4 protein-coding genes are annotated in these 6,643 nt (G+C 74.1%); 1 reads left to right on the top strand and 3 read right to left on the bottom strand.

Annotated features, from left to right (window positions below; all coding sequences use genetic code 11):
* The 3 genes from GPJ59_RS11400 to GPJ59_RS11390 all read right to left on the bottom strand — a co-directional run.
* Positions 1–1,724: hypothetical protein (locus GPJ59_RS11400; RefSeq protein ID WP_219666765.1), on the bottom strand; the 1,724-nt coding region annotated here is incomplete at its 3' end.
* Complete coding sequence (locus GPJ59_RS11395; protein ID WP_219666759.1) at positions 1,703–3,316, bottom strand: stealth family protein; 1,614 nt, start codon at positions 3,314–3,316, stop codon at positions 1,703–1,705. The genes GPJ59_RS11400 and GPJ59_RS11395, both read right to left, overlap by 22 nt.
* Positions 3,317–3,438: 122 nt before the next feature.
* Positions 3,439–5,142 (bottom strand): PIG-L family deacetylase, encoded by a 1,704-nt coding sequence (locus GPJ59_RS11390; protein ID WP_219666757.1) that lies wholly within the window; start codon positions 5,140–5,142, stop codon positions 3,439–3,441.
* Between the two features lie 372 nt (positions 5,143–5,514).
* Between GPJ59_RS11390 and GPJ59_RS11385 the strand changes: the two genes are divergently transcribed.
* On the top strand, positions 5,515–6,597 hold the full coding sequence (locus tag GPJ59_RS11385; RefSeq protein WP_219666752.1) for an LCP family protein: 1,083 nt from the start codon (positions 5,515–5,517) through the stop codon (positions 6,595–6,597).
* Positions 6,598–6,643 lie beyond the last annotated feature (46 nt).

The raw sequence follows: 6,643 nt of genomic DNA, 5'->3' as shown, positions 1-6,643 counted from the left end.
CGCACCGTCCTCTGATACACCACTAAGTGCGACGGCAGCGTCAGAGGTGTAAAAGAGACAGGCCCGGCCCCACGGCCGTCGTGTCCCCCGCCCGGCCCGGCGAGCCCGGCCCCACGGCCGTCGTGCCCCGTGCCCGGCCCGGCGTGCCCCCCGTGGCCGTCGTACGTCGTGCCCGGCCCGGCGTACGCCCCGTGCGCGGCCAGTGCCCAGCTCGGGGTTTCTGCCGCGCCCAGGCCCATCAGGTGGAACTGCTGGGCGTCGCGGCGGGCCAGGAGGCGGTCCAGCCAGCGGGTCAGGCCCGGGGTGGAGGCGTGGAGGGCCAGGGTGGCCTCGCCGGAGGGTTCGGCGTAGCCGACGGCGTGGGCCGCGTGGTGGACCACGCCGTCCACGGGGTGGGTGCCGGGGAGTTCGGGCACGTACTGGAGGTCGGGCGACGGCCCGGCGGTCGCCCCGCTGTCGCCGAGGGCGGCCAGCACCTCGACGGTGTACGGCTGCGGGCCGTGCGCGTAGCCGTGGACCGCGGCCTTCCCGGTGTACGCGAAGGCCGCCGAGGTCCACGGCGCCGCCGCCTCCGCGGCGGACCAGTCGGTCCGCCGGGGCCGGGTGCCGCCCATCGGGGTGAAGTAGTCGAAGGGGCGGACGGGCCGACCCAGCAGCGCGCCGGGGCGGAAGAGCAGGAAGCGGGCGGCGGCGTCCGGCAGCAGGTGCAGCGCCGCGTCGGCGCCCGCCCCGGCGGGCACCAGGCGCAGCCGGTCGCCGGTGCGCACCCACGCCGGCACCGGAGCGGAGGCGACCAGGTGCACGACGTCGATCCACGGCGCGTACTGGTGCAGCGACCGCAGGGTGGCGCGCAGCAGTTCCTCGGCCCAGTGCTCGGTGTGCTGCCACAGCAGGACCGCGTCGACGGGGTAGCCGATCTCCTCGATGCGCGGGACGTCGAAGTGCTCGCGGGTCAGGGTCCGCTCGGCGTCCGCGTCGGCATCGGCGTAGCCGGTGAGCCGCTGGTGGGGGATCTCGATGACCCGGCCGCCCTCGGCGGGCACCACCCGCTGGACCCGGTTGGGGCGCGGGCCGACCAGCCGGAGGTGGTCGAGCGCGGTGTTCGGGGTCCAGAACTCGATCTCCACGCCCTGGCCCTCGCCGACCCACAGCGTGCGGGTCGGGTCGGTGCGCAGCCACACCAGCCGGATCACCCGGGCCTTGGCGAAGTGCTTCCAGGCCTTGACGTAGCTGCCGGGGATCCGGGCGGTGGACTCGTTGGAGGGGACGGCCGAGACGACGTACCCGGTCTGCTCCTCCAGCAGGGCCCGCAGCACCCGCCGTACGTCGGGCTTGCGTTCCTGCGGGACCGCCAGGGCGATCCGGCGGTCGTCGAGGGCGGGCACCGCGAACCAGGGGATGCCGGCCAGGTCCAGGGCGGTGGTGACCAGGCCCAGGTCGGTGCGGCGGGCGAGGTCGGCGGTCAGGCCGGAGTGGACGTGCCCGACCCGCCCGTCGCGGGCCTTGGCCCGGCCCTCGGGCAGGTTGCTGAACTCGCTCGCGCGGACCCGCTTCAGGGCCCGCCGGTGCAGCCGCGACTCACGGGAGGCGAGCGTGCGGTCCAGGCGCTTCCTGACCTTGTGCCGCATCTGCGGCGGCACCTTGCGGGCGGCGACGCGGACGGGCAGCGGCACCAGCTTGGCGTACACCTCGGCGGCGGAGCTCATCGACTCGGGGTCGGCCACGGCGCACGCTCCTCTCCCGTGTGTTCACAGGGGCTGGGGGTCGGGAAGTAGGCGCCCAGGAAGCCGTCGAGGAGTTCCTGCTGGGCTTCGAGATCGTCGGCGGTGGAGTAGGTGTCGTTGAGGCAGAAGGAGTCGTGGTTACGTCCGTCGAGCAGCTTCTCCAGCCGCTCCGCCAGGTCCCCGCTGGACAGCCGTACGTAGGCGAAGCGCAGGGAGCCGGGCTGGGCGCGGCCGGTGAGGGCGGCGTAGTAGAGGGCGAAGGACGAGGTGGGCGACAGGTCGGTCATGGCGCGGAACCGGCTGGCCGCGGTGCGCGCCCAGGCCTCGGGGAAGGCGGCCTCGGCCTCGGCCATGGCGCTGCGGCGCAGGGCGTAGGGGATGTGCTCCATGGGCTGGGTGATGACCCGGCCGAAGCGCTCCAGCAGCAGCGCGCGGTTGTTCTTGCAGGCGGCGTCGACGGGGGTGTCGGTCGGGGCGACCGGGCCCTGGGGAATGCGGTTGGGCGAGGGGAAGTAGCGGGCGGTGCCGACGGGGGTGAAGAAGGCGTGCGGGGTGACAGGGCGGCCGATGAACATGTCGTCGTTGAAGTAGAGGAAGTGCTCGGCGAGGCCGTCGATGTGGTGCAGCTGGCTCTCGATGGAGTGCGAGTTGAAGGTCGGCAGGTCGGCCGGGTCGCGGAAGATCTCGCGGTGGGAGACGACCTGGAAGCCGGGCACGTCGGTGCGCATCCAGGCGGGCACCTGGTCGTCGGTGACGACGTAGACGTTGCGGATCCAGGGCGCGAACAGGTGGAGGGAGCGGATGGAGTAGCGCAGTTCGTCCCGGCTGAGGAAGCGCGCGTCGCTCGCGGACTCCTCGTGGTAGACCTCGCCCTTCGCCGCGGCCTTGCGAGCCTGCCAGGCCGGGTCGTTGCCGTCCACCCAGGTGTAGACGGCGTCCACGGGGAAGTCGATGTCCTCGACGCCCGGGACCAGGAACTCGGGGCGGGTGGCCAGCGGGGGCGCCAGCTCCGGCGCGGTGTGGGCGGAGACGAGGCGGCTGAACAGGCGGGCGGCGCCCCAGACGTCCTGGCCGGACGCGGCCACGGACCAGGGGCCGCGGTTGGCGCGGGGGGCGAGCAGCCGGTCGCCCTGCCGGGTCCAGAACTCGACCGCGCACCCGTACTCGTGACCGAGCAGCAGGTGGCCGCCGGGATCGGTCTGGTACCAGCTGACCTGGACGCCGACGGCGTCGGCCGGGGGCTGCCAGGCCCGCAGGTCGGTGCTGGGCCGCGGCCGCGGGGTGCGTACGGGGGATTCCTGGAGCCAGGTGAGATGGCCGGGGCTGCGGGCCAGCCACTGGCCGAGGCCTTCGAGGACGCGGGTGCGGTGCTCGTCGGCGACGGCGACGACGGTGCCGTGGTCGGAGCGTCCGGGCACGGCGAAGGAGGGGATTCCCAGGTGGTCCAGCAGGTCTGCGACCGCGGCCCGGTTCCACTCCCGGGCGGCCAGCGGGGCGGCCGCCGGATGCACGTAGGCCTCGTCGCCGGTGTCACCGACGCGGATCCGGGGCAGTGTGGTCGTCGTCCGGGCCCGCACTGCCTGCTCAGGCATGGTTGCCACGCTCAACCTTCCTGCAGTGCTCGCACCGGACTCCTGTGTTGCAGAGTCCCGAACCAACCGCTGCAAGATGAGAAGAATAGATGATGGCAGAACGCAACCGTCCGCTAGGGCGTCTAGGGCGTCATCCACCCGCCCAGGGCGAGGCCGGGCACGGTGGAGTCCTGGCGCGTGACGGCGAGTCGGCCCTCCCCGTCGAGGGACGCGACAACAAGCCGGCCGAACGCGTCCGCCGCGGCCGCCGGCTCCCGGGTGCCGGTGCCTCCGGTGCGCTCCCACCACAGGCCCGCGTGCTCCTGTTCGGTGGGGTACGCGCCGACGGCGGTGACCCCTTCGGGGGAACGCTGGAGCAGCACGGTGCAGTCGTAGCCGTCGATGGCGGTCCGCAGCACGCTCACGCCGGCGCCGCCCGTGGTGCCGACGGCCGTTGCGGCGCCGTCGGTGCGGCACGCGTACAGCATCCGGTCACGGGCGTCGCATCCGTAGACGGTGATGCGGCCGGGGCCGGAGGCGAGGGCGGCCAGTGCCGTGCCGGGGGCGGCCAGCAGCGGCATCCGGTCCGCCGGCACCTCGCGCAGGTCGCCGCCGGGGCCCTCGCGCCGCCAGCGCAGCACTCCGCCGGCGGACGGGGCGAACAGCTCGGGGCGGCCCTCGTCGTCGAGGAGCGCGGCCAGGCCGTCCTGGACGCGCGAGCCCTTGAGGTCGCGCCAGGGCGTCCAGGAGCCGTCGGGGCGCTGGGAGCGGGAGCTGACGCCGCGGCCGAAGTTGCGTGCGAAGACGTGGGCGGCTCCCTCGGCGTCGACCACCACGGCGGGTACGCCGACCTCGCGGCCCTTGTCGGGGCCGGTGCCGTTGGGGTTGCCCAGCGAGCGCCACTCCCCCAGCGGCCGGCCGCTCTGGTACTGCACGGCGTGCATGACCTCGACGCAGGCCCCGCCCGAGGCGTGCGGGGTGCGGCGCAGCGAGACCAGGTGGACCCAGCCGAGGGGTGCCTGGGCCACGGACAGCACGGGCAGCAGGGGCGGGGTGTCGAGCAGTTCGCGCTCGCCCCACTCCGGTCCGCCGGGCGTGCGCTCGGTCCAGCGGGCCAGCCGGCCGCCGAGTGCCGCGTACGCCGTGAGGTGGCCCTCGGTGCCCCGGGTCAGCCAGATCCGCCGGCCCGGGTAGCGGGGCACGGCGGGCACCGGGGCCTGGGCGGCCGCGCAGGGGCCGGCGGGGCGGAAGCATTCGACGGCCACCGGGCGGCCGCCGTCGGCGGCCGTCCGCGCCACGGCCTCCAGCACGGCCTGGGCGACGGCGGCGTGTTCGGGGTGGTCCGGGCGGACGGCCCCGCCCTTGGGGCTCCAGCCGGTGTGTTCGGGGTCGGGGTCGAGGGTGCACACGGTGCCGGGGGCGAAGTGGGCCAGCAACGCGGCGGCCCGGTCGACCAGTTCGGGCGGGGCGCCGGGCTGCGGGGGCTCGGCGGACCAGGTGAAGCAGACCTCGATCCGGGGGGCGTCGGCGAGCGCGAACACGTCCAGGGTCGTGCCGTCGGGCAGTTCCTCGGTCCTGCGGCGCCAGGCGCCGTCCCGGCCCAGCCGGCGCAACAGGCGGTCGCGGTCGCCCGGCTCACCGTCCGTCAGGAGGACCACGGCGACCGGCCGGTCCGGTTCGGCCATCGCCCGGTACAGCTCGGAGCCGGTCGCGGCCAGGACGTCGCCGGGGTGGGCCAGCAGGTGCAGGACGCGGGAGAGGGAGGAGCGGCGGGGGGCCGGGGCGGCGCCGGCCCTGCGGCGGCCCCGTGCCGCGGCCCGCTCGCTCCGCTCCGTCGCCCACCCCACCCTGCACTCCTGTTGTCGTCTTCCGTTTGTCGTCTTCCGTGCTGCTCAGCCGACACCTTATTGCAGTCACACATGCGGGTGAACGGTGACAGGTGCCGGCCGGCCGCCGGGCCGGGGACCTGGTGCGGATACGGTGCAGACCCGGCGTGGATACGGTGCGGGTCCCGCGTGGATCTTGTGTGCACGAGGTGTATGCCGGCTGCTCGGCGGGGGCATTCCGGATGCGCCTCGGGTGCGTCCCGGATGCGCGTCGGGTGCTCCCGGGTGCGTTTCGGGTGCGCGGCGGGCGGCTGGTCCCGGTCGTCGGCGGGGACCGGCCCCCGCCCCCTATAGTTCTCCGTCAAACATGTGTTCATGAGGGATTCGGGGCTGATGACGGACACCGGAGAGACCGCGCAGGGCGAGCAGGAGCAGCCGGAGCGGGGCGAACGCCGGCGCGGCCGGCGGGTACTGCGAATATCCCTGCTGGTCCTGGCCGTGCTGATCCTGCTGGCGGCGGGCGGGGGCTGGTGGGCGTACTCCCACCTCAACAGCAACATCGACAGCGTGGACCTGGACCAGGCGATCGGCGACAACCGGCCGAAGAAGGTCGTGGCGGGGGCCCAGAACATCCTGGTGCTCGGCTCCGACTCGCGGGCCGGCGCCAACGGCGAACTCGACCACGGCAACGTCAGCGGCGCCCGCTCGGACACCGCCATGCTGGTGCACATACCCGAGGGCCACGCCAGGGCGACCGCGGTGAGCATCCCCCGCGACACCCTCGTCACCCGGCCCGAGTGCAAGGACGCGGACGGCGAGGCGGTGTCCTCGGCCGACCGCGTCATGTTCAACTCGATCTACTCGCTGGCGGGTCCGGCCTGCGTGGTCAAGACGGTGGAACAGCTGTCCGGCATCCGCGTGGACCACTTCGTGGAGGTGGACTTCGCCGGCTTCAAGGGCCTGGTCGACGCCCTCGGCGGGGTCACCGTCACCCTCGACAAGCCGATGAGTGGCGCCAAGGGCGGGCTGAAGCTGGAGGCGGGCACGCACCGTCTCGACGGGGAGCAGTCGCTGAAGTTCGTCCGCACCCGGTACGGCTACGGCGACGGCAGCGACCTCGGACGGATAGGCCTCCAGCAGCAGTTCCTGATGGCCATGCTCAGCGAGATCAAGAAGCAGGACGCCCTCGGCAACCCGGCGCGGCTCTACAAGCTGGCCGACGCCGCCACCAAGTCGCTGACCACGGACTCCGACCTCGGATCCCTCACGGCGCTCGCCGACTTCGCGCAGGGCATGAAGGGCGTGGACCCGAGCACCATGGAGACGATCATGCTGCCGGTGGCCTACGACAAGGCCGACCCCAACCGGGTGGTCGTGGCCCAGCCGCAGGCCGGGCTGCTGTGGGAGGCCCTGCGGACCGACCGGCAGATCCCGGCGGAGGCGAGGAAGTCCCCCGCCTCCGCCCCGAAGGGCTGAGCTTCTCGAAGGGCTGAGCCTTCCGCAGGACCGGGCCCGCCGGTAC

The sequence above is a fragment of the Streptomyces bambusae genome (genome assembly GCF_019400985.1).
Lineage (GTDB): Bacteria > Actinomycetota > Actinomycetes > Streptomycetales > Streptomycetaceae > Streptomyces > Streptomyces bambusae_A.
This window is presented reverse-complemented; position numbering and strand designations above follow the sequence as displayed.